The organism is Bradyrhizobium sp. McL0615 (genome assembly GCF_049993905.1).
In the GTDB taxonomy this organism is placed as follows: Bacteria; Pseudomonadota; Alphaproteobacteria; order Rhizobiales; family Xanthobacteraceae; genus Bradyrhizobium.
The window spans coordinates 3,522,082-3,546,969 of record NZ_CP188254.1; the positions used below are offsets into that span (position 1 = coordinate 3,522,082).

At 63.1% G+C, this 24,888-nt stretch carries 23 protein-coding genes; 14 read left to right on the forward strand and 9 right to left on the reverse strand.

Annotated elements, in window-relative coordinates; translation table 11 throughout:
- Positions 1–9: 9 nt before the first annotated feature.
- The 5 genes from ACPPVP_RS16660 to ACPPVP_RS16680 all read right to left on the reverse strand — a co-directional run bounded on the left by ACPPVP_RS16660 (position 10) and on the right by ACPPVP_RS16680 (position 5,869).
- A complete protein-coding gene (locus ACPPVP_RS16660; protein ID WP_426536113.1) occupies positions 10–717 on the reverse strand; it encodes an ABC transporter ATP-binding protein in 708 nt (235 codons plus the stop codon).
- On the reverse strand, positions 704–2,485 hold the full coding sequence (locus tag ACPPVP_RS16665; protein WP_426536115.1) for an ABC transporter permease subunit: 1,782 nt from the start codon (positions 2,483–2,485) through the stop codon (positions 704–706). The genes ACPPVP_RS16660 and ACPPVP_RS16665 overlap by 14 nt, the downstream gene beginning before the upstream one ends.
- Positions 2,482–3,360: a branched-chain amino acid ABC transporter permease gene (locus ACPPVP_RS16670; RefSeq protein ID WP_426537899.1), complete on the reverse strand. Its 879-nt coding sequence runs from the start codon at positions 3,358–3,360 to the stop codon at positions 2,482–2,484. The genes ACPPVP_RS16665 and ACPPVP_RS16670 overlap by 4 nt, the downstream gene beginning before the upstream one ends.
- A gap of 187 nt (positions 3,361–3,547) precedes the next feature.
- The gene (locus ACPPVP_RS16675) at positions 3,548–4,942 is read right to left on the reverse strand and encodes an MmgE/PrpD family protein (protein ID WP_426536117.1); all 1,395 of its coding nucleotides are present in this window, start codon (positions 4,940–4,942) and stop codon (positions 3,548–3,550) included.
- Between the two features lie 33 nt (positions 4,943–4,975).
- Positions 4,976–5,869, reverse strand: coding sequence for an NAD(P)-dependent oxidoreductase (locus ACPPVP_RS16680; RefSeq protein WP_426536119.1), 894 nt, complete (start codon positions 5,867–5,869; stop codon positions 4,976–4,978).
- Between the two features lie 181 nt (positions 5,870–6,050).
- Between ACPPVP_RS16680 and ACPPVP_RS16685 the strand changes: the two genes are divergently transcribed.
- Genes ACPPVP_RS16685 through ACPPVP_RS16695 form a run of 3 tightly spaced genes read left to right on the forward strand, consistent with a single transcriptional unit; the run spans position 6,051 to position 8,678 of the window.
- Complete coding sequence (locus ACPPVP_RS16685) at positions 6,051–7,394, forward strand: MmgE/PrpD family protein (protein WP_426536121.1); 1,344 nt, start codon at positions 6,051–6,053, stop codon at positions 7,392–7,394.
- 43 nt (positions 7,395–7,437) lie between these two features.
- Positions 7,438–7,818, forward strand: a complete 381-nt coding sequence (locus ACPPVP_RS16690) for a carboxymuconolactone decarboxylase family protein (protein ID WP_426536123.1) — start codon at positions 7,438–7,440, stop codon at positions 7,816–7,818.
- 26 nt (positions 7,819–7,844) lie between these two features.
- Positions 7,845–8,678 carry an N-acyl homoserine lactonase family protein gene (locus tag ACPPVP_RS16695; RefSeq protein WP_426536125.1) on the forward strand — a complete coding sequence of 278 codons (834 nt, stop codon included), beginning with the start codon at positions 7,845–7,847 and terminating at the stop codon, positions 8,676–8,678.
- 51 nt (positions 8,679–8,729) lie between these two features.
- Here the strand turns inward: ACPPVP_RS16695 and ACPPVP_RS16700 are convergent, their stop codons facing one another.
- Positions 8,730–9,707, reverse strand: coding sequence for a Bug family tripartite tricarboxylate transporter substrate binding protein (locus ACPPVP_RS16700; protein ID WP_426536127.1), 978 nt, complete (start codon positions 9,705–9,707; stop codon positions 8,730–8,732).
- A 209-nt stretch (positions 9,708–9,916) separates the two neighbouring features.
- The gene (locus tag ACPPVP_RS16705; protein WP_426536129.1) at positions 9,917–10,426 is read right to left on the reverse strand and encodes a winged helix-turn-helix transcriptional regulator; all 510 of its coding nucleotides are present in this window, start codon (positions 10,424–10,426) and stop codon (positions 9,917–9,919) included.
- A gap of 259 nt (positions 10,427–10,685) precedes the next feature.
- On the opposite strand from ACPPVP_RS16705, the gene ACPPVP_RS16710 reads away from it, so the two are divergent.
- Positions 10,686–11,324 (forward strand): 2-hydroxychromene-2-carboxylate isomerase, encoded by a 639-nt coding sequence (locus ACPPVP_RS16710; RefSeq protein ID WP_426536131.1) that lies wholly within the window; start codon positions 10,686–10,688, stop codon positions 11,322–11,324.
- A gap of 105 nt (positions 11,325–11,429) precedes the next feature.
- On the forward strand, positions 11,430–12,629 hold the full coding sequence (locus ACPPVP_RS16715) for a CaiB/BaiF CoA transferase family protein (RefSeq protein WP_426536133.1): 1,200 nt from the start codon (positions 11,430–11,432) through the stop codon (positions 12,627–12,629).
- An 82-nt stretch (positions 12,630–12,711) separates the two neighbouring features.
- On the opposite strand, the gene ACPPVP_RS16720 is transcribed toward ACPPVP_RS16715, so the two are convergent.
- Both ACPPVP_RS16720 and ACPPVP_RS16725 read right to left on the reverse strand, forming a co-directional pair.
- A complete protein-coding gene (locus ACPPVP_RS16720; protein WP_426536135.1) occupies positions 12,712–13,380 on the reverse strand; it encodes a glutathione S-transferase family protein in 669 nt (222 codons plus the stop codon).
- 9 nt (positions 13,381–13,389) lie between these two features.
- Positions 13,390–14,133 carry an SDR family NAD(P)-dependent oxidoreductase gene (locus ACPPVP_RS16725; RefSeq protein WP_426536137.1) on the reverse strand — a complete coding sequence of 248 codons (744 nt, stop codon included), beginning with the start codon at positions 14,131–14,133 and terminating at the stop codon, positions 13,390–13,392.
- A gap of 234 nt (positions 14,134–14,367) precedes the next feature.
- Between ACPPVP_RS16725 and ACPPVP_RS16730 the strand changes: the two genes are divergently transcribed.
- From ACPPVP_RS16730 to ACPPVP_RS16770, 9 genes are all read left to right on the forward strand, one after another.
- Positions 14,368–15,924, forward strand: coding sequence for a class I adenylate-forming enzyme family protein (locus tag ACPPVP_RS16730; RefSeq protein ID WP_426536139.1), 1,557 nt, complete (start codon positions 14,368–14,370; stop codon positions 15,922–15,924).
- A 61-nt stretch (positions 15,925–15,985) separates the two neighbouring features.
- Entirely contained in the window at positions 15,986–16,723 is a 738-nt protein-coding gene (locus ACPPVP_RS16735) for an SDR family oxidoreductase (protein ID WP_426536141.1), read from the forward strand.
- Between the two features lie 91 nt (positions 16,724–16,814).
- A complete protein-coding gene (locus ACPPVP_RS16740; RefSeq protein WP_426536143.1) occupies positions 16,815–17,819 on the forward strand; it encodes an NAD(P)H-dependent flavin oxidoreductase in 1,005 nt (334 codons plus the stop codon).
- Between the two features lie 56 nt (positions 17,820–17,875).
- A complete protein-coding gene (locus ACPPVP_RS16745; RefSeq protein ID WP_426536145.1) occupies positions 17,876–18,703 on the forward strand; it encodes an enoyl-CoA hydratase-related protein in 828 nt (275 codons plus the stop codon).
- Between the two features lie 128 nt (positions 18,704–18,831).
- A complete protein-coding gene (locus ACPPVP_RS16750; RefSeq protein ID WP_426536147.1) occupies positions 18,832–19,536 on the forward strand; it encodes an SDR family NAD(P)-dependent oxidoreductase in 705 nt (234 codons plus the stop codon).
- 57 nt (positions 19,537–19,593) lie between these two features.
- On the forward strand, positions 19,594–20,205 hold the full coding sequence (locus tag ACPPVP_RS16755) for a TetR/AcrR family transcriptional regulator (RefSeq protein ID WP_426536149.1): 612 nt from the start codon (positions 19,594–19,596) through the stop codon (positions 20,203–20,205).
- Positions 20,202–22,526 carry a molybdopterin-dependent oxidoreductase gene (locus tag ACPPVP_RS16760; RefSeq protein ID WP_426536151.1) on the forward strand — a complete coding sequence of 775 codons (2,325 nt, stop codon included), beginning with the start codon at positions 20,202–20,204 and terminating at the stop codon, positions 22,524–22,526. Before ACPPVP_RS16755 ends, ACPPVP_RS16760 begins: the two co-directional genes overlap by 4 nt.
- 253 nt (positions 22,527–22,779) lie before the next feature.
- Entirely contained in the window at positions 22,780–23,577 is a 798-nt protein-coding gene (locus ACPPVP_RS16765; protein ID WP_426536153.1) for an enoyl-CoA hydratase/isomerase family protein, read from the forward strand.
- 2 nt (positions 23,578–23,579) lie between these two features.
- The gene (locus ACPPVP_RS16770) at positions 23,580–24,845 is read left to right on the forward strand and encodes a CaiB/BaiF CoA transferase family protein (RefSeq protein WP_426536155.1); all 1,266 of its coding nucleotides are present in this window, start codon (positions 23,580–23,582) and stop codon (positions 24,843–24,845) included.
- The last annotated feature ends 43 nt before the right edge of the window (positions 24,846–24,888 follow it).

The following is a 24,888-nucleotide window of genomic DNA, read 5'->3' on the forward strand; positions in this document are numbered from 1 at the left end:
TGTCGTTGGTTACATGCCGAGATAGGCCTTGCGGATGCGGTCGTCCGCCCGCAGGGTTTGGTTGTTGCCTTCGAGCGCGACGCGACCGGCTTCGAGCACGTAGCCGTGGTCGGCCGATTCAAGCGCCTCCGCCACGCGCTGTTCGACCAGCAGGATCGTCAGCTTCGATTGCCGGCGGATTTCGATCAGCCGCTCGAAGATGAAATCGGCGGTGGTGGGCGCAAGGCCCATCGAGGGCTCGTCCAGCATCAGCAATTTTGGTGACGAGGCGAGCCCGCGGCCGATCGCTAGCATCTGCTGCTGTCCGCCCGATAGCGTGCCGGCGAACTGCCCGCGGCGCTCGGCCAGAATGGGCAGCCATTCGAAGATGCGCTGGATGTTCTGTTTCCAGTCGCGCTGCCCGGCCTCGGTCATCGCGCCCATTTCGAGGTTTTCCATCACCGTGAGCGACGGAAAAACCTGACGTCCTTCCGGGACGTGGGCGATGCCGAGATGGGCGCGTTGCGCGGGCCGGATCGACAGCAGGTCGTGGTCCTCGAAAGTGATCGTCCCCGCGCTCGGGCGCACGATGCCCGAAATCGTCTTGAACAGCGTGGTCTTGCCGGCGCCGTTCGGTCCGACGATCGCGACGAACTGGCCTTCCTCGACCTTGATAGAGACGCCGTTCAGGACGGGAATGGCCGAATATCCTGATGTCAGCCCTTCAATGCGGAGCATGGGCCATCCACTTCTTGCCGAGATAGGCCTCGATGACGCGGCTGTCGCGGGTGACCGCTTCCGGTTCGCCCTCGACGATCACGGCGCCGTGGTCGAGCACCAGAAAACTGTCGACCAGGCGGACCATTGCCTGCATCGTGTGTTCGATGATCGCGATCGTCATGCCGTCGCGGGCAAGCCGCTGGATGACCGCCACGACCTCATTGGCTTCGTCATGCCCGAGGCCCGCGAGCGTCTCGTCGAGCAGCAGGATGCGCGGCTGCCCGGCCAGCGCGCGGGCGAGTTCCATCAACCGCAATTCCTTGGTCGTGAGTTCGCCGGCGATACGGTCGGCGATATCGGACAGGCCGACACGGGCAATCGCGTCAGACGCCAGTTGCCTGGCCTCGGCATCGGTTTTGGCGCGGACATAGGCACCGACCACGACATTGTCCGAGATCGACATGCGCAGGAACGGGCGCATGATCTGGAAGGTGCGGCCGATGCCGGCCTCGCAGAGTTCATGCGGCTTGCGGCCGGCCATCTCGCGCCCGTCGAGCAGGATTTGGCCGGTGCCGGGCCGCAGGAACCCGTTCAGCAGGTTGAACAGCGTGGTCTTGCCGGCGCCATTGGGGCCGATGATGCCGAGGATCTCGTTCTGCCGCAGCTTGAAGCTGACATCCTGTACGGCCTTCAATCCGCCGAACGAGCGCGACAGGTTACGCACCTCGAGGACGACATCGCCTGTCCCGGCGGACCGCTTGGGCCGTAGCGGCACGAGTTCGGCGGCGGCGGTCGTGGCATCCGCAGCGCCTGGGTTCGCCGTAACCGGCGCCGTTGACCGCTTGCGCCAGAAATCGCGTATTTTCCAGTACAGGCCTTCGGGCGCGAGCAGGATGACGCAGATGATGGCGAGGCCGTAGATCACGCCCTGAATGCCGGGAAAGCGCGAGCCTGCTTCGGCGTTGAGCGTCTCGGCCAGCGGGATCAGGATCACCGATCCGATCACCGGACCCCAGACCGTTCCGACGCCGCCGAACATGGCGACCGTCAGCGCCTGTGCCGACACCAGCATGCCGAATACGGATTGCGGCGTCACCACCAGCAGCACGACCGCATAAAACCCGCCGATGGCGCCTGCGACGGCGCCGCTGAGCGTGACGGCGCGCAGCTTCCAGGCCAGCGTGTTGATGCCAGCGGCTTCCGCAGCGGCTTCGTTCTGTTTGATCGCAAGCAGCGCCATGCCGAAGCGCGATCGTTCGACCGCCCGCGTCAGCAGGATTGTTCCGAACATCATCGCCAGCGCCAGCAGCGTGTAGATTCGGTGATCGGCGAATTGCATATAGGCGGCGGCATTCTCGCGCTTGATCGGCAGCGTCACTTCCTGCAGGCCGAGCCATTCGAACACGTAGAGAATGGCGAGCGGGTAGGCGAGCATCGCCAGCGCGAAATAATGGCCCTGCAGGCGGAAGGTCGGAAATCCGATCAGCAGTCCGGCGATACCGCCGAGCACAGCCGCGATCGGGATCATGATCCACGGCGACAGATCGAAATGGATCTGTCCGAGTACGACGGCATAGGCCCCGACGCCGAAGAAGGCGGCATGACCGAACGAGATCAGTCCGGTGTAGCCGCTGAGCAAGTTCCACGACAGGCCGAAGATCGCCCAGACCGGAACCAGCGTCATGACGAGCTGATAGTAAGAATTGGTCACGCTCAGCGACACCACGGCATAGAGCGCGGTGAAGACGATGATGGGCAGCAGCGAACGCCATTCGCGCATGGTCATGTCCTCTCGACCATGCGCCCGAAGAAGCCTTGCGGACGAAAGAAGATGATCAGGAGAAACACGACGAAGATCGCGGCGTTCTGCAATTGCGTCGGCAGGATCAGCGTCGACATCTGCTGGACCAGGCCGATCGTCATGCCGCCCCAGAAGGCGCCGATGATACTGCCCATGCCGCCGAGCACGACGCCGGCATACATCACGATGACGTATTCGACGCCGACAAAGGGATGAAATGGATAGTTGGTGGCGAGCAAGCCGCCGGCAATGGCGGTGATACCGGTACCGAGCGCAAACGCAATGCGGTGCGCGCGGTCGACGTCGATACCCATATAGGTCGCGGCAGTCGGATTGTCGGCAGCAGCCCGTAGCGATTTTCCGATCCGCGACCGCGTGATCATCAGCGTCAGCAGTATCATCACTATCAATGAGACCACGGCGTCTATGCCGCGCGCCTTGTTGACGAAGACGCTGATATCGTTGAACAGCGGTCCAAGCTCCCAGGCTGAACTCGACAGCGGCGTCCGGATCGAGGCCAGGACCGAACCGAATACCAGCAGGCCGCCATTCTGCAGGATGAGGGCGATCCCCAGCGTCAGGATCAGCTGCGCATAATGACCCTCACCCTCGAGCGAAGAGGTGCGTGTGCCCGATACGCGCGAGATCAAAGTGAGGTGGACGAAGTAGCCGAAGACAGCAAGCACCGGGCCGGCCAGCACGATGGCGACGAACGGCCCAAAAGTGTTGCCGAATGTGGACTGCACGCCGAGCGCGGTAAAGAAATAGAACGCTGCGTACATGCCGAGCATCATGAAATCGCCCTGGGCGAAATTGATCACGCGCATGACGCCGAAGATCAGCCCGAGCCCGACGCACATCAGGCCGTAGACCGCGCCGATCAGGAGGCCGGCGGATAGCGCCTGCAGAAAACCTTCAAGCGCCTGGGTCACCGGAGACCTCGCGCCGGGAGGGAGTATCCGTGTTTCGGACCGGCGATAGATATGGCCTCGTCGGCCGTCTCCGGCTTGAACATCGTGCCCCCCATTTTCATTTTGTCGTTATCGATCATGATGCTGGCCGCAGTCGTTGCTCTATCGGTTCAAGCCGGCACCGGGCGGCTATAACGCGGCTGTCCGGGAGCGAGGGGCAGTTGTCGATCAGATCTTCCAGATCCCGCGCGCGGTCGCCGATGACGCTGGACGCCGCCTGCCGAAAGCGGGCGCGGATTTCCGCTGGCGTGGCGGCAATGACATTGTCGAGGCGTTGGCGGATGGTCCTTCCGTTGTGCAGCCCCACAAGGATCTCGGCGCCCTGACTGGCCGGGAACGCGGCGGTGAGATCGGGGGTGCTTTGAAGGTCGGTCCGTTCGACAAGACGTAGAATGCGGATATCGTCGACATCAGCGTAATTTTCTTCTTCGAGCGCGCCGCGCGCGAGCACGGCAGCGACGCTGAAGGGAATGCTCATCTTGGCCTGCAGCGCGTTGTGAAATGGCCCCTTGGAGTCGCAGCCGGGGTAGCGGGCCGCAGCCTCCGGGACGCGGATCGAAACCGTTGCGATGTCCTCCGATGTCCCGAGTTCGCGCGCGACGCGCAGGGCGGTCTGCGCCGCGGTCTGCGCAAAATTGCAGGCGGGAGCCGGCTTGTTGTAGACGGCCATGATTTCCGGCTCTGCGCCGGCAAACAACAGGATGTCGGCCGGGGCAGGCTGGCGGCGGAAGGCGGCGAACAATCCAGCCTCGCCTTCAAGAATGGTTTCCGAAGCGCGCGCGCCGGCTTCGGCCAGTTCGATCGCGGCTATGGCATTGCGTGCCGCAAAACCGGGATGGAAATACATCTCGGAGCCGCCGGCGCGCGGCCATTCGTTCAGGCCAGACGACGTGTTGGCGGCAATGGCCATCGCGCAGGTTGCGGCATCTTCGGTAAGGCCGAGCGCATAGCTTCCCGCCAGCGCCGCGCCCAGCGGCGCGACAAGGCCGGTCGGCCGGTAGAGGCGGGCGAGGTCGGCGGTGAAAAGCGCGCGGCCGATCTGGGCGCCGGTCTCGTAGCCGATGATCCCTGCGGCAAGGAACGTTGCGCCGGATAATGGTGTTCGTTCCGACAGAGCGAGCAGGGTCGGCCAGATCACCACGCCATGGTGGCAGATGCTGGCGACGTGCATGTCTTCGCGGACCAGGCCGTGACCCATCACGGCGTTGGCGAAGGCCGCATCGCCTGGCGAGGCGGGAGTTCGGGTGCCGATCACAGTTGCGCCGTCTCTGACCTCGCGCGCAATGCCGATCGCCTGACGGCTCCATGGATGGTTCTTGGCCTCGAAGGCACAGGAGAGAAAATCCAGCAGGCAGATTTTCGCCTTGGCAATGACACCGGCATCAAAACGGCCGAGGTCGACGGCAAGCGCTGCGCGGGCCAACGCGCGCGCCAACGATACCTCGCTTGATCCGGTCGATCCGATTGTCATGGCAATCGCCCCTCGCGCGCCGCCGGCCCGGGTCTAGCCGCGCATTTCCACGCCGGCCCATTCCTCCAGCACTTTGGCGATCGAGGTGAAGTCGGATGACGCGCCGTATTTGGCGTTGGTGATGGCGAGCATCTGCCGGACCACCGCACCGCAGACCATCGGGACGCCCATCGCCTCGGCTTCATCGACGCAGAGCCGCACATCCTTGTAGGAAAGGCCGGTGGTGAACCCGAAGTCGAAGGTGCCGGGAAGCACGGCGCGGGGGAATTTGTCTTCCGAGGCGCTGTTGCGGCCGCTGCTGGCGTTGATGATGTCGATCAGCACCTTGGCGTTGACGCCGCCCTTGACGCCCATCGCCACCGCTTCGGAGGTGATCACCAGCGCTGCGGCCGCCATCAAATTGTTGGCAAGCTTTGCTGTCTGCGCCGTACCCGGCTGGTCGCCGGTGTAAAACAGCTTTCCAAAATGCTTCAGGATCGGTTCGACCCGGTCATAGGTCGCCTTCGGGCAGGACACCATCACCGCGAGCGTGCCGTTGACCGCGCCCTTGATGCCGCCGCTGACCGGTGCATCGACCAGCGTGATCTTGCGCGCTTCAAATCCCTTCGCGATCAGTTTTGCCGCGCCGGGCCCGGTGGTGGAAAGGTCGATCAGGACCGTGGCGCGGTTGCCGGCAACGATTCCATCGGGCCCCAGCGCGACCGCCTTGACGATGTCGGGCGTCGGCAGACTGCACAGCACGATATCCGCGCTCGATGCGACTTCGGCCGGTGATTTGGCAAGCCGCGCGCCCCGCGCCACCAGCGCCTTGGTCGCCTCGCTCTGCGAATCGTAGATGCACAGCGAATAGCCGGCGTCGAGCAGTCGCCCGGCCATCGGTCCGCCCATGCGGCCCGTGCCGACAAAGCCGATTGTTTCTGCTGCCATGGTTCACTCCCTGTCGCGCCGCAAGCACGGGCGCTTGTTGTTCTTGTCGCGCCGGGGCTCCCCGGTCGCGTTTCGCCGAATTTCAAGATTGTCAGTCAATCTGTCAAGCATAAGATTTCTGTCGACAGGCGGTGGCGCGCCGGAATAGGGTCGCGAAAACAAGGTCCGAGGAATTCGCTCAGTGCGGCAAGATGAAGCGCAAGGCGCCGGCACGATTTTCGCCGATTTCGTCGCCGGCACAATTTCGGCTGATGTCGCCGCGCAAGATCACGAAGCCAAACGCTCCATCCTGAACTTTTTCGCGACCGCGCTGGGGTCGGCGAACGACCCGGCCGTATCCGCTGCGTTGCGCACATTGTTGCCGTTCAGCGGCGCGGCGACGTCAGCGGTTATCGGCCGACCAGAACGGCTCGATGCGATGGGCGCGTCGTTTCTCAACGCGGTATCGGCCAATCTGCTCGATTTCGACGACACCCATCTGGACACTATCATCCACCCGGCGGCTCCGGTCGCGGCGCCGGTGCTGGCATTGGCGCAGGCGCGGGGATTTTCCGGGCGGGCCGTCCTCACGGCGTTCATTCTCGGCGTGGAGGTCGAATGCCGCGTCGGCAACGCGGTATCTCCCAGACATTACGCACGTGGCTGGCACATCACCTCGACTTGCGGCGTGTTCGGTGCGGCCGCGGCCTGCGCGAAACTGCTCGAGCTACCGGCGGACCAGATTTCAAATGCGATCGGAATTGCCGCCAGTCAATCGGCCGGGATCATCGAGAATCTCCCGACCGCCGCCAAGAATGTCAGCGTCGGCAACGCGGCGCGCAACGGCCTGTTTGCGGCATTGCTTGCGGCTGAAGGCTATTCCGCATCGCCACGGGCCATTGAGGGACCACTCGGCTGGGCCCGCGCCATGGGCGACGAACCCGATCTTGGGCGCCTGACCGACGGTCTTGGCAAGACCTGGGAAATCGCGAAGAACACTTACAAGCCGTATCCGGCAGGCATCGTGTTTCATGCCGTGATCGATGCGTGCTTGAATTTGCGGACGAAGCTGAACCGGCGCATCGACGATATCGCCTCCATCACGGTACAGGGCTCGGCGCTGCTGCTGGCGCGTGGCGACCGGGTAGTTCGCAACGAACGCGATGCGCGGGTCAGCATTCATCATTGTGCGGCCTGTGCGCTGCTGCTCGGCTCGGCCGGCGTTCGCGAATTCGCGGAGGCAACGGTATTTCGGCCCGACATCGTGTCCCTGCGCCAGAAGGTGAGGGCGGCGCTTGACGCTTCGCTTCCAGACGGGGCCGCGCGCGTCATTGTCCAACTCGCCTCTGGCGAGACGCTCGAAGAGATCGTGATGGAAGCGAAGGGTAGCCTTGCCGATCCGCTGTCGGACCGCGACATCGAAGCGAAACTGCGTGATGGTGCGCGACTCGGTGGAACCGATTGGGACATCGATCGCGTTATCGACCATGTCTGGCGCCTTGATACGCTTGCGGACGTATCGAGCCTGATGAGGGCGCACGGCTGAGCTCGTCGCCTTGAAAACAGTACTCCAACAACGAAAGGAACCAATGATGAGCGAATTGTTCGACAAGGGATTGAAGGTCCGCAAGGAAGTGCTCGGCGAAGATTACGTCAACAAATCCATCGCCGGCGCCGACGAATTCACCCGGACGATGGCGGAATGGTCGACCGAGTTTTGCTGGGGCGCATTGTGGACCCGGCCCGGACTCGATCGCCGGACCCGTAGCATCGTCAATCTGGCGATGCTCGGGGCGCTGAACCGGCCTCACGAACTGAAGCTGCACGTCAAGGGCGCGCTGAAGAACGGCCTCACCAAGGACGAGATCAAGGAGATATTGCTTCAAGTTGCGGTGTATTGCGGAATCCCCTCCGGAATCGATGCGTTTCGAAATGCGCGCGAGGCGTTCAACGAAGTCGAATCCAAGTAGCAAAGACCGGAGCATCAGGAGGTCGCATGGCTGAACAGGAATACGAACTCTTCGCCATCCGCTATGCGACCCGCGAGGCGCGGCGCAGCGATCATTTCATCGGCGGCGACCCGCATGACGGGCCGATGCCGATGGACTACTTCATGTGGGTGGCGCGGGGAGGCGGCCGCACCTTCGTCATCGACACCGGCTTCAACGCGGAAGTATCGAAAAAGCGCAACCGCACGTTCCTGCGTTGTCCGGTCGAGACGCTCCGCGCCTTCGACATCGATGTGAATGCGGTCAAGGATGTGATCCTGACCCATCTGCACTACGATCACGCCGGCAATTTCGACCGCTTTCCGAACGCGCGCTTTCATCTGCAGGAGCGCGAAATGGCTTATGCCACGGGCCGCTACATGCGATTCCCGCGCCTGTCGCATTCCTTCGAGGTCGAGGATATCTGCGGTCTCGTGCGGCTCAATTATGCGCGCCGCGTCATGTTCTACAACGGCGATGCCGAACTCGCGCCCGGCCTGACGGTCCATGCGGCTGGCGGCCATTCGGCCGGGCTGCAATTTGTTCGCGTCAGGACCCGCCGGGGTTTTGTGGTGCTCGCCTCGGATGTCAGCCATTTCTACGAGAACATGGCGAGCGAGCGGCCGTTCACCACGGCGCTGCATATCGGTGAAATGCTCGAGGGTTTCGAAAAATTGCTCGCGCTGGCGCCGGATGAGAGCCATATCGTGCCGGGGCACGACCCGCTGGTGATGAAGCTCTATCCGGCGCCGACCCCCGAGCTTGAGGGCATCGCGGTGCGTCTCGACGTGCCGCCGTCGGGCGCCGCGCCGGTGCGCGCGGATTTTCTACAGGGGCACTAGCGATTGCGATGTCCCGGTTGAGGCGTTGAAAGGCACCGGTTCCCGCGACCTCTATTTCTCTTTCTCCGTCGCAGCTTTGAGAATGGGCAGCAGCCGCGCGGACTCGGCTTTGATCAGGTCGGTGAGGGCCTTGGGCCCGCGACGCTCCTGCTCCACGGTCTCGGCGCCGAGCTCCGCCAGGCGTTTCTTCACGGCGTCCTCGTTGAGCCCCTTGCTCAGGGCATCGGCAAGCTTGTCGACGATCGCCTGCGGCGTGCCCGTCGGCACGAACACCGCGTAGAACGGGGCCATATCGAATTCGGGAAGGCCCTGCTCGTAGGAAGTCGGCACGTCCGGCAGCAGCGGACTGCGCTTTTTGGCCGCGACCGCCAGCGCCTTTACGTTTCCAGCCTGGACCTGGCTCAGCGTGCCCAGCACAGGATCGCATTCATAATCGACCTGACCAGACAGCATGGCGTTCAGGACGGGCGCGGTGCCAGTGAACGGAATCATCGTCGGCTTGATGCCGATCGCCGCATGCAGCAGCAGGCAGCCGATATAGGACACCGAGCCAAGGCCAGCGTGTCCAACATTGAGCTTTTCCGGATAGGCCTTTGCATAGGCCACGAATTCCCTGAGGTTGTCGGCCGGAAAATCCTTTCGGACGACCAGCAATTCCGGATATTCGGCGGTCAAGCCAACAGGTTCAAAATCCTTTTGCGGATCGTAGGCGAGATTTGGGTAGAACGCCGGCGCCAGTGCATTGGTGCCGAGGTGTCCGGACAGGATCGTATATCCATCCGCCGGCGCGCGGGCGGCGCGGGCCGCCCCGGTCGTTCCGCCGGCGCCCACGACATTCTCCACCACGAACTTCTGACCGAGGTAGCGCGAGAAGATGTCTGCGACGATCCGCCCCGTAATGTCAGCCGGCCCTCCGGCAGCGAAGGGAACGATAACCGTAGCCGTTCTTGTGGGATAATCCTGGGCCTGTGCGCCGCTCACTCCGGCTAACGCCAGAAGCATGCCTGCCGCGATCCACTGCTTCGCCAATTATCGCCTCCCTGCCTTTGTTCTTTTCCGCCACCATAGGCAGGTTTGGGGAGCGGGCAAGCTGGTTTGGCGCAGAGGTGGGCAGCGCGATGACGTCGTATTTGTCGAAGCGCTCAGCTACGGGGCAACCGGAAAAATCCAGAAGATGGAGTTGCGCCGCCGCTTCGCCGGCCACTATTCGCCCGCGGCGAGGTCGACCGCGTGAAACGTCAGGCCGCTTGCTTGCCCGTCTTTGCCTTGGCCGGGGCGGGGCGCCTCGGCGGACCCGGGCGCGCGCCGGGTCCGGGAAGGGTCTGGACTTCCTTGGCGTGAAGCGGCTCGCCGCATTCGGAGCAGACCATCACGGGGTCGAAAATCTTTCCGCACTTGCGATGCTCATGCAGCAGCGGTCGGCCGCGCTCGTCGACCATATGGGTATCGCCCCAGTGCACCAGCGCCATCATGATCGGGTACAGGTCGAGCCCCTTCTGGGTCAGGATGTATTCATGCCGCTTGGGCGATTCCTGATAGGGGATGCGGCGCAGCACGCCCTGCCGGACCAGCTTCTTCAGCCGTTCGGCGAGCAGATGCCGCGTGATCCCGAGCGCCGACTGAAATCCCTCGAACCGCCGCGTGCGCAGAAAGCACTCCCGCAGGATCAGAAGCGTCCAGCGATCGCCGATCACCCCGATGGTCCGGGCCAGCGAACACGGCTCTTCTTCAAGGGCGTCCCACTTCATTCCTGCTCTCCAGTCCTCACGGCAAATCAATGCGCTCGAATCGAGTAAGGGAACCGAGCCATAATAGTCATTCTAAATAGGCACCTTGGGCGAGACAACCGCCGAGTAGGCCCACAATTGCCCAAATAACCTAGTCAATACGGGTAGTAATTGACAGTTCTTTTTTAGAACGCTATGAACGATCAGTAACCAAGACGAGGCTGGCGGCGCCCGCGACGGGAGCGCTGACCACATCACGCGAGCTCCGAAGGAGAAGCCGGTGGCAAATCCCCTGAAAGTGGAATTCCAGTTCGATTTCGGCAGCCCGAACGCGTATCTGGCGGAGCTCGCGCTTCCGGCCATCGAACGGAGTACCGGCGTCAAGTTCGAATACGTTCCGGTGCTGCTCGGCGGCGTCTACAAGGCGACCGGCAACATGTCGCCGGCCGACTCCCTGCGCGGGATCAAGAATAAGCCCGAATACCAGGCGCTGGAGACGCAGCGCTTCCTTCGCCGCCACAACATCACAAAATTCCGGCCAAATCCGTTTTTCCCGGTCAATACGCTGATGCTGATGCGCGGCGCCGTCGCGGCGCAGTTCGAGGGTATGTTCGAACCTTATTTCCGCGCCGCCTACCATCACATGTGGGAAGAGCCCAAGAAGATGGACGACGTCGAAGTTTTCCGTACTGCTTTCGCCGCCTCTAGCATCGATATCGAACGGTTGATGGCGCGCGCGCAGCAGGACGACGTCAAGAAGCGGTTGATCGATCTGACGACGGATGCGGTCAACCGTGGCGCATTTGGTTCACCCACCTTCTTCGTCGGCAGGGAGATGTTCTTCGGCAAGGATCAGCTCCGTGATGTCGAGGATTCGATCGTCGAGCAGATCAGCCAGGCGATGCCAAAAACCGCCTGAGGTCACGACCCGCCGCCGCAGATTGCAGGTGGAAACAAGCGGGTCAAAGGACAACAATAGACGCTCGTCGTTCCCGGTGCGGAACGCAATAAAAGGGAGAATGTCATGCCCGGCCCACTCAGCGGTGTTCGCGTCCTCGATTTGACCGGTGTCGTGTCGGGTCCATACGCGACCATGTTCCTGGCGGACCAGGGCGCCGACGTGCTCAAGATTGAGCCGATCGGCGGCGATATCACCCGCCGCAGCCGCGCCACCATCGACAAGGGCGGTGAGTTCTCCGCGCTGTTCATCTCGTCCAATCGCGGCAAGCGCTCGCTTTCGATCGACGTCAAGAGCGCGGCCGGCCGGGAAGTCCTCGCCAAGCTGGTCGCACAGGCCGACGTGCTGGTGCAGAATTTTCGCCCGGGCACCACGGAACGGCTCGGCCTCGGCGCCGACGAATTGCGCCGGCGGCATCCGCGCCTGATCTACGTCTCGATCAGCGGCGTCGGCGATACCGGACCTTACGTGAAGAAGCGGGTCTATGACCCGATCATCCAGGGGCTGTCAGGCTTTGCCGACATCCAATCGCAGCCGGTGACCAATCGTCCCCAAATGATCCGCACCATCGTCTGCGACAAGACAACCGCTGTCTTCACCGCGCAGGCGGTGTCGTCGGCGCTCTATGCACGCGAGAAGACCGGGCAGGGCGATCACATCCGTGTCGCGATGCTGGATACCATGATTTCGTATCTGTGGCCGGAAGGCATGATGCAGTACACGGTGGTCGGCGCCGAGACCACGGCGGCCGATCCCAACGATCGTCCGGACCTCGTGTTCAAGACCAGCGACGGTTACATCACGGCGGGCACCATTTCGGATTCAGAATGGCAGGGTTTTTGCCGGGCGTCGGGCGATCCCGAGCTCGCCAAGGATCCGCGGTTTGCGACGCCGTCGGCGCGTTCGGTCAACGCCACCGCCCGCATCAACAAGATGGCGGAATACATCGCCCAGCACACCACCGCCGAATGGCTGGAGCGGCTCGATGCCGCCGACGTTCCCTGCGCGCCGATCCTGCGCCGCGGCGAGATCATCCATAACGAACAGGTCGTCGCGCGCGACCTTATTGCCGAGTTCGATCAGCCGATGGTCGGGCGGGTGCGGCAGCCGAAGCCCGCGGCGCAGTTCGAAATCAACAAGGCCGCCATCGGCGGGCCGGCGCCCCGCGTCGGCGAGCACACGCGCGAAGTGCTGCGCGATCTCGGTTATGACGACGGCGCCATCGACAAGATGGTCAGCGAAAAATCGATCCGGGTCGCGGTCTGACGCATGATCCGGAAAAGTGGCTACCGGTTTTCCCTGCGACAAACGCGGAACGCGTTTGCGCGGAGATCATGCCCTAGTTAAGTCACACCTTCTGCTGCGCCGGAACGATGGGCGCCAGCGGCACGTTCGCCTTTTTGGCGAGTTGATAGGCCTCTCGCGCGTGGATGCGTTCGAGATATGGTTGCGCGTTGTCGCAGATTCCGACGCCGTAAACGATCGCCCAGTCGAGACAGGTCGTCAGCAGGATGTCGGCGCTGGTGAACTTGTCGCCCATCAGGAACCGGCGGCCATCGGCGAGCGCGACCTCGACATGTCGTAGCTGCTGCCGAAAATATTCGCCGGCCTTGGCGACGACCTCGGGTGCAACGCCGTAGATCGGACCGAGCGCGTCCGCCCGGTGCCGGCGCATGACATAAAGGCTGGTGGAGTCGAGCTCGGCGACGATGAAGAAGCACCATTCCAGCCAGGCCGCGTATTCACGCGGCGGTTCCGGGATCAGGGAGCGCTCCGGCGTCGAATACATGCGCGACAGGTAAGCGACGATCGCCGCACTTTCACCGATGCAGAAGTCACCATCCTGCAGCAGCGGCACCTTTTGGCGCGGGTTGAGCTTGGTGTATTCCGCGGTCTTGGTTTCGCCGGTTCGCGGCCCGATCGGTATCGTCTTGTAGGGCAGGCCGAGCTCCTGCATGGCCCAGTGCGGCCGGATCGTGCGGCTGGTTCCGACGCCCCAAATTGTCAGGTCCGCCATTGGGCCCTCCTACCATTTTTCCACGGACGGGCGGAGATCGAGCTCATGGGTCCAGCCGTCCCGGGTTTGCTGATGCGCAAACCAATAGGCTTCCGCGATGGACGACGTTTTGGTCAGGCTGTCCGGCGGGATGTCGCTGGCTTCGATACCCTTGGCCGCCTTCATGCGCTGATGGATCGCCTCGCTGTCCACGCCGGCGTCGATCAGGAGATGCACGACGTGGATATTTTTGGGACCGAGTTCGCGCGCCATCGCTTGCGCCACCGCGCGAAGTCCGAATTTTGCGGATGAGAATGCCGCAAAACCGACGCCACCGCGGACGCTGGCGGTCGCGCCTGTAAAGAAGATGGTGCCGCGGCTGCGCGGAAGCATGTAGCGCGCTGCCTCTCGGCCGACCAGAAAACCGCCATAGCAGGCGAGTTCCCAGGCCTTGAAGAACAGCTTTTCGGTGGTGTCCAGCAGCGGCTTGTTGACGTTCGATCCGGCGTTGAAAAGGCAGACCTCGATCGGTCCGATATTCTTCTCGACCTCGGCGAACAGGTTCTGAACCTCGGCTTCCTGACGGGCATCGACGCTGAACGCGTGCGCCTCGAGGCCTGCGGCCCTTAGCTCGTCGACCAGCGCTTGCGACTTGGCTGCGTCGCGGCGGCAGATGCAGACGGCGTAGCCGCCCTTGGCAAAGCGCCGGGCCACGGCCGCGCCGATGGCGTCGCCTGCGCCGACCAGTATTGCTACGCCGCGCTGTTCCGCCATGCCTGTCTCCCTTAAGTTCTTATTTGATACTGAAAAGATACCGGCCTTTCGGGTCGTTGTAAACGAATTTGTCCGCCCACTTCAGCGGATAAGCTTTTACGACGATTCCTCGCCGTTAAGTGATGAGCCGCGCGATCAAGAATAGCGATTGACAAGTTCTAAAAAAGAACCTTAAATTCGGGAAAGCTGCCAAAGGCCGCGGCAAGGCGGCGGAAACGGATTGGGAGAGTGGCCGTGGCAAAGCAGTCGGAAGCGATCAGTCTCGCCGAGATCGCCGCTGAGATTCCTGGCCGCATTCATCAAGTTCTCGAGCCCCATGTTTCCAGCACGCCCGACCGCGTTGCGCTGATCGAAGAGGGGGCTTCGTGGACGTACCGCGAACTCTATCGCTCCGTCACCGATGTTGCCGCCGCACTGAAATCGCTCGGCATCCGGGCCGGCGACCGCATGATCATCGTCAGCGAAAACTGCATCGCGCTGGCCGCCCTGCTGCTGGCGGCGAGCCGGATCGATGCATGGGCGATCGTTGCCAATCCGCGATTGTCGCCGCGCGAACTCGACCTTATCCGCGACCACAGCGGCGCACGACGGATGTTTTTGACCGCCGGGGTTTCAAAGGAAGCGGCCGCCCATGCGGAGCGCTATGGCGCCGAAATCGGGCCGGTCGGATCGTTGAAGGCGGTCGGCGTCGGCGCGTTGAACGAGGCCACGGATGCCGAACCCGTCGAGAAGGATCCGGCAAAGCAGGTCGCCGTGCTGATCTACACATCGGGAACCACGGGCACGCCAAAAGGCGTGATGCTCACCCACGAAAACCTCCTCATCAGTGCAAGCACCACGGCGTATTTCCGCCGGATGCAGGCGAGCGACAAGGTCTATGTCGTGCTGCCGATCTCGCATATCGTCGGCATTTCCCTGCTGATCATGACCCTGATGGTCGGCGGCACGGTGCGCCTGGTCAGCAAATACGATCCGGCCGTGCTCGCCAGGGCGATTGCCGAGGAGGGCATCACCATCCTCAACGGCGTGCCTGCGACCTATCAGCGTCTCCTCGAATACAAGGCGGTGGCGGGCCTCGAGCGGCTCGATCGCGGATCGCTGCGGCTGATCGCGGTGGCCGGTGCGCCGCTTGACCTCGATTTGAAGTCGCGTGTCGAGCGCGAGTTCGGCTTGCCGCTTTCGAACGGCTACGGCATCACCGAATGCTCGCCCGGAATATCCGGGGTGCGCTTCGACGCGCCGCGCAGCGATCAGGCGGTCGGAACGGTGCTTCCGGGGGTCGAGGCCCGGATCAGGACGATCGACGGCATTCCGGTAGGAAATGGCGAGGTCGGCGAACTTCACGTGCGCGGCCGCAACGTGATGCGCGGTTACTACCGCGCGCCTGATCTCACCGCCAAGGCGATCGATTCGGAGGGCTGGTTCAATACCGGCGACCTCGCGCGTTTCGACGGCGATTGCCTCTATATCGTCGGCCGCACCAAGGAAATGATCATTCGCTCGGGCTTCAACGTCTATCCGGCGGAAGTCGAGGCCGTGCTCAATTCGCACCAGGACGTCGTTCAATCGGCCGTGGTCGGCCGCGCTGTCGACGGCAACGAAGAGGTCATAGCCTTCGTGCAACTGATGCAGGGATCGCGGACAAAGCCGTCCGATCTGATGGCTTTCGTCAGCCCGCAACTCACCTCGTACAAGCGGCCGTCTGAAATCATTGTGCTCGACGCCTTGCCGGCAACGTCAACCGGCAAGATACTCAAGCACAAACTCGCGGAGTCCCTGCAGAGCGCGTGAGCCGGCCGGCGATCGCCGGCCCGGTGCAATAGTGACAGACTTAACCGACCGGGAGAACACCTTGCAAAAGAGAAACGCGACCGTGGCCGTGATCGGCGCCGGTGATTTTATCGGCGGCGAAATCGCAAAGAAGTTTGCCTCAGAGGGATTCACCGTGTTCGCCGGTCGCCGCAACGGCGCCAAGCTCGAACCGCTGGTGAAAGAGATCGAGAAGGCCGGTGGCGAAATCCACGCCCGCTCGCTCGACGCGCGCAAGGAAGAGGAGATCACCGCCTTCCTCGCCGATGCCGACAAGCACGCCCCGCTTGAAGTCTGCATCTTCAATATCGGCGCCAACGTCAATTTCCCGATTCTCGACACGACCGAGCGGGTGTTTCGGAAAGTCTGGGAGATGGCCTGCTATTCCGGCTTCCTCGCCGGTCGCGAGGCGGCGCGCCTGATGCTGCCGCGAGGCAAGGGCAACATCTTCTTCACGGGCGCTACCGCGTCCTTGCGCGGCGGAGCAGGCTACGCGGCATTCGCCAGCGCCAAGTTCGGCCTGCGCGCCGTAGCGCAGGCGACCGCACGCGAACTGGGGCCGAAGAACATCCACGTCGCCCATCTGATCATCGATTCCGGCGTCGACACCGAATGGGTGCGCCAGCGGCGGCTCGAGGCGCTGGGGCCGGGGGCGCTGGACAATCCCGATCTCCTGATGCCGCCGTCGTCGGTCGCGGAATCCTACTGGCAGCTATACCAGCAGCCGAGGAGCGCCTGGACGTTCGAGCTGGAAATACGGCCGTTCGGCGAGAAGTGGTAGCGGGGGCGTCGCGGGCCTGCTCGAAATCGTCCATTGACCGGAATTGACGGCCCAGCAAAGCTCGGCCATCGCAAACACAGGGGAGGCCGACGTGAAGACTGCAATTACCGAGATGTTTGGCATCGAACATCCGATCATCCAGGGCGGCATGCACTATGTCGGGTTTGCCGAGCTCGCCGCCGCGGTGTCGAATGCCGGAGGGCTCGGGATCATCACCGGCCTGACACAAAAGACGCCGGAATTGCTGGCAAAGGAGATCGCGCGCTGCCACGACATGACGGACAAGCCGTTTGGCGTGAACCTCACCTTCCTGCCGTCCTTCACGGCGCCGCCCTATCCGGAATATATCGCCGCCATCAGGGAGGGCGGCATCAAGATCGTCGAGACCGCCGGCCGCAGCCCCGAGCAATACATGCCGGCGCTGAAGGCGGGCGGCATCAAGGTGATCCATAAATGCACATCGGTCCGGCACTCGCTGAAGGCCGAGCAGATCGGTTGCGACGCCGTCAGCGTCGACGGGTTCGAATGCGGCGGCCATCCCGGCGAAGACGACATGCCGAACATGATCCTGCTGCCGCGCGCGGCCGAGGAGCTCAAGATTCCGTTCGTGGCCTCGGGCGGCATGGCCGATGCGCGCAGCCTGGTCGCCGCACTGGCGCTCGGTGCCGCCGGCATGAACATGGGAACGCGCTTCATCGCCACCAAGGAGGCGCCGGTGCACGAGAACGTCAAGAAGGCGCTCGTCGCCGCCAGCGAACTCGACACCAGGCTGGTGATGCGGGCGCTGCGGAATACCGAGCGCGTGCTGAAGAACAAGGGCGTCGACCGCCTGATAGAGATCGAGCGTGAAAAGGGCGCCAGCCTGAAGATCGCCGACATCCATGAGGAGGTCGCGGGCGTCTATCCCAAAGTGATGATCGACGGCGAAATGGATGCAGGTGCCTGGAGCTGCGGGATGGTGGCCGGATTGATCAGGGACGTTCCGACCGTCAAGGAACTGATCGACCGCATCATGGCCGACGCCGAGCGTATCATCAGGGACCGGCTGACCGGATTCCTCGATGACGACGGCAAGGCCGCGTTGAAGGTCGCCTGAGCCCTTCCGACGCGCAGGTAATCAGGGATCGCGACAGCCACGGGAGTGGGTTCAAAATGGCAGATGAGCGGATCGAAATCGACACCGGAACCGGCGAGTTGCTGTGCGAGATCCGGGACCGCGTTGCAATCATCACGCTCAACCGCCCCGAGGCGCGCAATTCGCTCTCTGATTACCTTACTCCCGCCCTGCGGCGGATGATCAAGCAATGCGGCGAGGATCCCAACGTCGGTGCGTTGCTAATCACTGGCGCGGGCACGGCCTTTTGTGCCGGCGGCGACGTCAAGGGCATGGGCAACAATTCCAGCAAGAAGGAAGTCGCGTTCGAGGAGCGGGTGGCCGACCTCCAGACCAAGCAGCGCACCTTGACCGGTGCGCTGGTGGCGGTGAGAAAGCCGACGATCGCAGCCCTTCCGGGGCCCGCGGCCGGCGCTGGGATGGCGCTTGCGCTCGCCTGCGATATCCGCATTGCCAGCGAATCCGCGATCATGTCCACGGGATATGCCCGCATCGGCTTGACGGGCGATTACGGCATCGCGTGGCTGTTGACCCGGCTGGTGGGCACATCGCGCGCGCGAGAACTGATGTTCCTGTCGGAACGGATCGATGCCCGCCGCTGCGAGGCGCTCGGTCTCGTCAACCGGGTGGTGCACGACGCCGAACTGCGCGAGGCTGCCTTCGCGCTTGCAAAATCGCTGGCCGAGGGACCGTCGATCGCGCTGGCCCGCATCAAGGACAACCTTGACCACGCCATATCGTGCAATTTCCTGGATTCGATGGACCAGGAGGCGGAGAACATGGTTCGCTCCGCGCGAACGACCGACCACAAAGAAGCGGTGCGCGCCTTCATCGACAAGCGCAAACCGAGTTTTGTAGGGCATTAGAGGCATCACACTTTTGCGCGCGCGCCCTGAATGCTGTTGCATTGTATGATGATAATCATCTAAACTGGGACGGCCGCAAACGGCGTCCGGCGCGCGACGCTATTCCGACAGGATCCGGCGAGGCCTCGATGGCTGAAAAACCGATTGCCATAGTTACCGGGGTCGGTCCGGGCACCGGCTCCGCAATTGTCCGGCGCTTTGCCGGCGAAGGCTTTCGCGTCATCGCGCTGGCCCGGTCGCCGGAACGCATTCGCGCGCTGGAGCAGGAGCTTCCCGATACCCACGCCGTGATCTGCGATGTTTCCAGCCAAAGCCAGGTCGCCGACGCCGTTGCCGACATCCGCAAGCGATACGGAGCCCCGAGCGCGCTCATCCATAACGCGGTGGGCGGAGGGTGGGGCACCTTTCTGGAGATCGAGCCGCAAATGCTCGACCGGAATTTCCAGGTCAACGTCATGGGCCTGCTGTATCTGGCGCGTGAAGTGGCGCCGGACATGATCAAGGCGGGCAGGGGCACGATCCTTGTCACCGGAAACACATCAGCCATCCGCGGCAAGGCGAATTTCGCCGGCTTTGCCCCGACCAAAGCGGCTCAGCGTATTCTGTCCGAGTCGATCGCAAGAGAACTCGGACCGCACGGCATCCACGTCGCCTATCTCCTGATCGACGCCGTGATCGACGTGCCGCGAATGCGCGAACGCATGCGCGATGCCCCCGACGAGTTCTTTATCAAGCCTTCCGCGATCGCCGACGAGTTGTGGCATCTCCACACCCAGGACCGTTCGGCATGGTCGTTCCTGACCGAGCTTCGCCCGTTCGGCGAAAAATGGTGAGGTGAAAATGCTTTTCGTTGCCTGCCGATTTGTCGCGAACTGTTCTGGGAGCCGGCGATGCGCTACGTGAAAGGGCACGGGCTGCGGACCCGGAGCCGGATCGTCGAAGAGGCCTCCTATGGCCTGCGTCAGCGTGGCGCCGACGGCATGAGCGTGGCCGATCTGATGAAGCTCGCTGGTCTCACTCATGGCGGCTTCTACGCGCATTTCGAATCGCGCGAAGCGCTCGTCGTCGAGGCGTTTGTGCTCGCCATGGACCGGACGATCGTCCATTGGCTCAACCTCGCTGAGGAATTGCCGCCTGAGGAACGCTTCGACGCCTTCGTTCAGGGATATCTGAGCTCCTCGCATCGCAATGACCGGGCCCATGGCTGTGCATTGCCGGCGCTGGGCGCCGACATCGCACGTTCAAGCCCGAAGGCGCGCCGCACCTTTGGGCGAAAGTTCGGCGAAATGATCGATATGGTCGCGCAGATGCTGCCCGAAATGTCGTCCGAAGAGGCGCGCGAGGCCGCGACGAGCGCGTTTGCAACCATGATGGGCGCAATCGTGCTAGCGCGTGCGGTCGGCGACAAGAACATGTCCGACGACATTTTGGCTGCCGGACGGCAGGCACTGCGCCGCCGGCCCGCGGCAGGAAATTGCGAACACAAGGAGAAGTCGACATGACCGGCACCTGGCACAAGACGGCCTGCAACCTGTGTTACGTCAATTGCGGCATCGAGGTGCTGGTCAATGATGGCCATGTCGAAAAAGTGCGGGGCGATCGGTCCAGCCCGAAATCGCAGGGCTACCTCTGCAACAAGGCCTCGCGCATACCTTATTATGCGCACCACAAGGACAGGCTCACCACGCCGCTCCGTCGCCGTGCCGACGGCGGCTTTGATGCGATCGAGTGGGACGTGGCAATTGCCGAGATCGCCGAGCGGATGCGAGCCCTGGTCGATCGCCACGGCGGCAAGAGCCTGGCGCTCTATGGCGGTGGCGGCCAGGGTAACCACGCCGGCGGCGCCTACGCCAATGCGTTCCTGCGCGCGCTTGGTTCGCGCAATGTCTTCAATGCGCTGTCGCAAGAGAAAACCGGCGACTTCTGGGTCAACGGGCATATGTTCGGCAGCCAGACCTGCCACACCGCCGAAGACGTGCACCACTGCGACCTTCTGTTTGTGATCGGTGCAAATCCGTGGATCGCGCACGGCTTTCCCAATGCCCGCGACCATCTCAATCAGATCCGCAAGGATCCGGCACGCAAGCTGATTGTGGTCGATCCGCGCCGGTCGGAGACCGCCGAGATGGCCGATCTGCATCTCGCCGTTCGCCCGGGCGCCGATGCATTTCTGCTGGGAGCGCTGTTGGCGACGCTGGTTCGGTCCGATGCGATCGACCATGATTTCATCAGCGAGCACACGGTCGGCTTCGCCGAAGTGAAGCAGGCGCTGCTGAATGTCCCGGTGGAGGCGTGGGCTGCCGCGGCGGAAATTTCGATCGAAGACATCGAGCGCTGCGTCGCCATGATGGCCGCTGCCAAGGCCATGGTCGTTCGCGTCGAACTCGGCATTCAGCAGGGCGTCAATTCGACGCTCAACTCCTACCTCGAAAAGCTCCTGATCATGCTGACCGGCAGCTTTGGCCGCAAAGGCACCAACCAGCTGCATAGCTGGCTGCAGCCGCTCTGGGGCAATTCGCCGGGGCAGAAATTCTCTCCTACCGGCGATGAGGTCATTGCCGGGCTTTTGTCGCCCAATATCTTTCCGGATGCGGTGCTCGGCGACCATCCCGACCGATTGCGCGGCGTCTGGATCGACAGCTCCAATCCAGCCAACACCGCCTCGAATACCAAGGCCGTCGAACGCGCGCTAAAATCGCTCGAGCTTTGCGTGGTGGTGGACGTCGCCATGACCGAGACCGCGCGGCTCGCGCATTATGTATTGCCGGCCTCCTCGCAATACGAGAAGACCGAATTCACACTGTTCAATTTCGAATTCCCGACCAACTATTTTCACGTCCGGGCCGCCGTAGTGCCGCCGCTCGAAGGCACGCTGCCGGAACCGGAGATCTACACCCGGCTTGCCCGCGCAATGGGCTTTCTGCCCGGCGACAATGTACTGGCGCCCTTGCGGGAAGCCGCCCGGCGTTCACGGATGGAATTCGCGGCAGCGTTTCGCGCCTTTATCGGCGAGAACCCCTCGGCAGCAGCGGTCGCGGCGCTGGTGCTTTACCACACGCTCGGGCAAACGTTGCCCGACGGCACGGCGGCCGCAGCGCCGATGTGGAACGCCGCGCTGCTCTGCGCCAGGCGATCCCCTCAAGCGGTGCGGCGGGCGATCGGCGCGTCGGATGACATTCCGGACCAGGCCCTCGGCGACGCCCTGTTCGACGCCATCGTTGCGGCCCGCCAGGGCACCGCCATTACCCATCACGACTACAGCGAGGTCTGGTCGCTGATCAGCCATCCCGACCGCAAGATCAGGCTCGCGGTGCCTGATATGCTCGAATGGCTCGCCAACCTCGATCCCGAGACTGCCGGCGCGCCGAAGGAATTTCCCTTCATGCTGGCTGCCGGGCAGCGGCGCATGTTCAATGCCAATCAGATCTTTCGCGATCCGGCGTGGCGCCGCGATGACCCTGATGGCGCGTTACTGATCAATTCCGCCGACCTCGACGCCTTGGGCGCCAGCGACGGCGACTGGATCGCAATTGAATCGGCCGTCGGGCGCCTGATCGTCCGCTGCAAGATCGACGAGTCCATGCGGCACGGCCAGCTCGCGCTTCCGCACGGCTACGGCCAGTCCTATCCCGCACCGGACGGCGAGTGCCTCACGAACGGACCGCGGATCAACCTGCTCACCGAGAGTGGCAATCGCGACCCCATCGCCGGCACGCCCTACCACAAGCACGTTGCGGTTCGCCTTTCGCTCGCACCGGCTCACGAGGCGGCAGCGAGCCAGATGCAGTCTGAGCGCATTCACGCACGTGCAGCGGCGCGATAGCGACCGCCGGCGTTGCGCGCGCCACGTCAGACGGCAGTGAGCGGCGCTAACGCACGCTCGACCTCGGTCTTGACGAGATGCCTGCGATAATCCGCCGACGTTGGCCTGCGATCAGTGCGGGCCGGGCAAGTGAGATGACTGTGATCATTCTATTCGCCATCATGACTTGCAAATTGCAAGTCATGCGATAAACTCCGAGCAGCGAATGAGAGAGCAGGGCGCGCATCAGGGCGTCCAACCAGGGAGGTGCGTGGTGTCCGAGGATGCATTGGTTACGCGCGAGCAGCGCGGCAATATCTCCGTGTTGACGATGGTTTACCGGCCCTACAATTTGCTGGGGCCGAAGCTTATCAATGCCATCGTTGAACAGATCGAACAGGCCCAGAAAGCCGGCAGCCGGGCGATTGTCCTTCGCAGCGGGCTTCGTCATTTTTCGGCCGGCGCCGATCTCGATATCTTCGACAAGCGGGTGGAGCAGGGCAGTGGCGATACGGGGGGTGAAAACCGCCGCCTGAGCGGTGTCGAGTTTCTCCGGTTTATGGAACTGCTGCCGATTCCGTTGATCGCGAGCATCCACGGCGTCTGTCTTGGCGGCGGCCTCGAACTGGCGCTGTCCTGCGATTACATCATCGCGGCCTCGTCGGCGAAGATCGGTTCGGTAGAGGCCACGCTTGGACTGCACCCGTTGCTGGGCGGCATCCAGCGTCAGGTGCAGCGCATCGGCGCGTTGCGCGCCAAGGAAATGTCGATGCTGGCGCGGCGCTATGATGCGCCGACGCTGGAAAAGTGGGGCTTGATCAATCTCGCGGTTCCCGAGGAATCGCTGGAGAAGGCGACCATGGCAATTGCCGAGGAATTCGCGCAAGGCCCGACACTTGCGCATGCGGCGACCAAGGAACTCGCCTACATCGCCGTCAACGACGGCGTGGCCGCCGCCGACGAGGCGATGGCGAGGGTACAAGCGCCGATCTGGGCGTCGGAAGATCTGAAGGCCGGGCTTGCCTCGTTCCGAAAGAACGGCCCCGGCCTTGCCAAGTTCGCGGGGCGCTGATCATGGCCGGTCCCCTCAGCGGAATTCGCGTCGTCGACTTTTCCCGCGTGCTGGCAGGTCCGCTGTGCGCGCGGACATTGCAGGATCTCGGCGCCGAAGTCATCAAAATCGAGCCGCCAAGCCCGGATGTGTCGCGCTTCGCATTTCCCTCCACCGACGGCATGTCGGGTTATTATGCGCAGCAAAACGCCGGAAAACGCAATGTCAGCATCAATCTGAATGTTCCCGGCGCTTATGAGCTGGTGCTGAAGCTCTGCGACACCGCCGATATCGTGGTGGAGAATTTTCGCGCGGGGACGCTCGGCTTCTTCGGCCTTGACTACGAAACCCTGTCGAAGCGGAATCCGCGGCTGATCTACGCATCGATCACTGGTTACGGGCAGGGTGGGCCGTGGCGCAGCCGGATGGCCTACGCTCCGACGGTGCAGGCTGAAGCCGGCTTTACCGAAAACAGCGTGCGGCATTATGGCGAGGCCTTGAAGGAGCCGCGCACCGACAGCCTGTCGCATGCCGACGTGTATGCCGGTTTGCAGGCGGTGATCGCCATCCTCGCGGCGCTCCACAGCCGCCAGGCAACAGGTCAGGGCCAGTATATCGACGTCGCGATGGCTGCGACCCTGCTTGCGGTCAACGAACGCGCGCATGTCGACCTGTCGGACGACGATATCGGCGCGGAGCCTGCCGTGCTTGGCGCCACCGATTGCTCTTTCTTCACCGGTCCACAGGGAGAGCATTTCACCGTCGCCACCAGCATCGTCGGCAGCCGGACGTTCCCGTCCTGGCTGCGCGCGATGCGCCGTTCCGACCTGATGGACGATCCGCGGTTTTCCACCGCGGCGGCGCGACGGCTGAATTTCGGCGCGTTGCACCAGATCATTCAGTCCTGGATGCTGACCTTCCCCGATATGGCGACGCTCGACGCTCAGTTCGACGAGGCCAAGATAGCGATGGGCGAAATCCGCTCGATCAAGGAACTCACGAAGTCGGACTGGAGCGATTACTGGGGCGCGGTCCAACTCGTCTCCAATCGCAACGGCGGCGAATACAAATTGCCGGGCCGCCCCTGGCATTTTTCCAGGGACGAGCTGACCCCGATCGGGACACCGGCTTTCCAGGGTGAGCACAACAGGGAGGTGTTTGCCGAGTTGGGTGTAAGCGAGCCGGAATTGCAGAAGCTCTCCGAAGCGGGCGTGCTCGTTACGCACCATCGTGTGCTGACGCCGGAAGTGGCGGCCAAGCCACGGGAGCCGGCGGGGCAGGCAGCCTGACCATGGCCCCGCTCCGGGCATCGCGCTTGGCGAAGCGATTCGC